Source organism: Microvirga sp. P4_G7, from assembly GCF_056401005.1.
In genome coordinates, this window is sequence record NZ_JBFUKD010000803.1 from 1 (window position 1) to 1,485 (window position 1,485).

At 58.7% G+C, this 1,485-nt stretch carries 2 protein-coding genes and 1 pseudogene; 2 read left to right on the forward strand and 1 reads right to left on the reverse strand.

Annotated elements, in window-relative coordinates:
- Positions 1-251, reverse strand: a pseudogene (locus tag AC1DT3_RS20825) (hypothetical protein); the annotation flags it as partial.
- Positions 252-416: 165 nt separating this feature from the next.
- On the opposite strand from AC1DT3_RS20825, the gene AC1DT3_RS20830 reads away from it, so the two are divergent.
- Together AC1DT3_RS20830 and AC1DT3_RS20835 are read left to right on the forward strand one after the other, a co-directional pair.
- Positions 417-1,073, forward strand: a complete 657-nt coding sequence (locus AC1DT3_RS20830) for a TetR/AcrR family transcriptional regulator (protein WP_477467106.1) — start codon at positions 417-419, stop codon at positions 1,071-1,073.
- A gap of 49 nt (positions 1,074-1,122) precedes the next feature.
- Positions 1,123-1,485 (forward strand): hypothetical protein (locus AC1DT3_RS20835; protein WP_477467105.1); only part of this gene is annotated, 363 nt, incomplete at its 3' end.

Here is a 1,485-nt window from a genome sequence, read left to right on the forward strand (position 1 = left end):
GTCTGCCACCAGTTGGCGCCCTCGTAGGCGCCAAAGGCAAATCCCGCGGCGATCACTGCGAAGATGATCGGCTTCTTGCCGAACTTGCTCTTCGACTTGGCTTTCGTCTCTGGTTTTGCAGTCTCGGCCGTCGGCTGTTGTGGCTTGGCCAGCGCGTCATGGGGAGGCGGAACGGCCGGGCTCGGAGCCTTGCCATCCATGGCGTCCGGCTTGCCGCCGTCGGCACGGGCGAATTCGTCACGATAGGCCATCGAGTTGAACCCTCAAGAGGCATGCTTGGACCTGGAATCGGACCTCGGCTAAAAATCTTGCCGCTCTGGTTGAACCAGGATATGGAACCTATATGATTTGACTGAACGGTTCGGTCAATATGCTGCGTGTGCGAAATCACACCTGAATACGCGGGACGGGAGACGATGGTCGACGCCAATCTAGGCCCTGACGTAACGACGCCGGACGACGCAACCGAGAAATCGAAGCGTCGTCAGATTCTCGACGGCGCCCGCCAAGTATTTCTCGGACACGGCTTCGACGGCGCCAGCATGGGCGAGATCGCCAAGGTTTCCGGTGTGTCGAAAGGCACGCTGTACGTCTATTTCGACAGCAAGGAAGCACTCTTCGAGGCCCTGACGATCCAGGAGAAGAAGTGCCTCGCCGAAGTCCTCTTCAAGCTCGACATGGACAGCCCCGATGTCCGCGCGGTTTTGACGCGGCTGGGTGAAACCTACCTCAGCTACCTCGGCCAGCCGGACCACGTTTCATCGATCCGAATGGTGATCGGCTCCGCGGAAAAATTTCCTCGCTTCGGGCAGATGTTCTACGAGGCTGGCCCGCGCCAGGGGATCAATCGCCTGAAGACTTATCTCGACCGGCACGTGGAGGCGGGACATTTCCAGATCGCCGATACCACGATGGCCGCCCAGCATTTTCTCGATCTTTGCCAAAGCGGAATATTGCGCCGCATGCTCTTTGCCGTCGGCGGTCCTCCGAGCCAGGATGAAATCAAACGGAACGTCGAGAGCGCCATCAGCGTCTTCTTTGCAGCTTATGGGCCCGCTCCACGCGGAGCCTGAAAATCCTCGCGACGGCGACCGTTCGCGCGGGCCGACGCGGAGGCATTTCATGACGACCGATTTCGAGGCCTTCTTCAGGTCATACACCGAGTGCTACAACCGATCCCTCGGCGACACTCCGGATATCGATGGCATCCGTGCCAACTTCACCGATTGTTTCATCGCAGCCGGCCCCGATGGAGTCGGATGCGGACGCAACGACGCCAGCTTCGTCGACACGCTCAAGAAGGGTTACGCATTCTACAAGTCGATCGGGACACAGCGCATGAATGTGCGTCACGTCGACGTGACGGTCATCGACGACAATCATCACATGGCGAAAGTGTTCTACAGGGCTGATTACGAGAAGAAGAACGGCGAGCCGCTATCGCTTGATTTCGATGTCACCTACATGCTCGAAACGGTCGCCGAC

Coding starts and splice junctions, on each gene's coding strand:
- AC1DT3_RS20830 (WP_477467106.1), top strand. CDS start 417: ATGGTCGACGCCAATCTAGGCCCTGACGTAACGACGCCGGACGACGCA.